This window comes from Mycobacterium sp. ST-F2 (genome assembly GCF_001905655.1).
GTDB lineage: Bacteria > Actinomycetota > Actinomycetes > Mycobacteriales > Mycobacteriaceae > Mycobacterium.
On the sequence record NZ_JMHT01000078.1, the window covers coordinates 1 to 1265 of the forward strand.

The 1265-nt window shown below is 63.3% G+C and carries 1 protein-coding gene; it reads right to left on the reverse strand.

Annotation, left to right across the window (positions count from 1 at the left end; all coding sequences use genetic code 11):
• Positions 1-32: 32 nt before the first annotated feature.
• Positions 33-1195 (reverse strand): IS3 family transposase gene (locus EB75_RS25700; RefSeq protein ID WP_099156389.1). Its coding sequence is split into 2 segments (ribosomal slippage): positions 33-908 and positions 911-1195, totalling 1161 coding nucleotides; the frame shifts between segments, so codons are not numbered across the junction.
• Positions 1196-1265 lie beyond the last annotated feature (70 nt).

Consider the following 1265-nt stretch of genomic DNA (forward strand, 5'->3'; position numbering starts at 1 on the left):
GGGTCTGCTGCACGATCAGGTGACAGTTTCGGTCACGCGGCCTGACTGGCCGGTGTGGTCATGATTGCTTCGAATTCGATCGGGGTCAACCGCCCGAGGCCGGACTGGCGGCGGCGCCGGTGGTAGGTGCGCTCGATCCAGGTGACGATCGCGATGCGGAGTTGTTCTCGGGTGTCCCAGCGGCGGCGGTCGAGCACGTTCTTCTGCAGCAGGCTAAAGAAGCTCTCCATGGCGGCGTTGTCGCCGGCGGCTCCGACACGGCCCATAGAGCCGACCATCTCGTGTTGATTCAAGGCGTGTACGAATTTCCTTGACCGGAACTGAGATCCGCGATCCGAGTGCAGAATGCACCCCGCGACATCTCCGCGTCGGGCTACCGCGCTGTGTAGTGCCCGGATGGCCAGTTGTGACTTCATTCGGGAGTCGATGCTGTAGCCGACGATCCGGTTGGAGAACACGTCCTTAATCGCACAGAGGTAGAGCTTGCCCTCACCGGTGCGGTGCTCAGTGATGTCACTGAGCCACAACTGATTTGGCCCTTCAGCGGTGAAGTCACGCTCGACAAGATCGTCGTGCACCGGCGGCCCGACTTTGCCGTTCTTGCCGCGTTTCTTACCAAACACGCTCCACAGTCGATTCTGCGAGCAGATCCGCCATGCGGTGCGCTCGGCCATCGGCTCGCCGGCATCGCGCGCCTCCTCCACGAGGTAGCGGTAGCCGAACTCCGGATCGTCTGCGTGCGCGTCGAACAGCGCATTGGCGCGGTAGGCCTCGATGAGTTCGGCCTCGGTGATGGGGTCGGCCAGCCAGCGGTAATACGGTTGGCGGGAGAGCTTGAGTACCCGGCACGTCACCGCGACGGGGATCCCGTCGGCGGCGAGCTCTTTCACGAGCGGGTAGACCCTTTTCCCGGCAGATTGGCCTGCGATAAATACGCTGCGGCCCGACGCAGCACCTCGTTCTCTTGCTCTAGCAGTTTGATCCGCCGTCGGGCTTCGCGCAGCTCACCGGACTCGCTGGCGCTCTTGCCGGGCTTGGTGCCTTCGTCGATGTCGGCCTGACGGAGCCATTTCTGCAGCGTCATCGGGTGCACTCCGAAATCGGTGGCGATCTGCTCGATCGTTACACCGTCATCGCGGTTGCGAGCGACCCGGACGACGTCGTCGCGGAACTCGCGGGGGTAGGGCCTTGCCATGGGGACATCCTTCCAGCCCGCCCATGCTGGGCAAGCCAACTCAGATGTCACCTATTCGTGCAGCAGACCC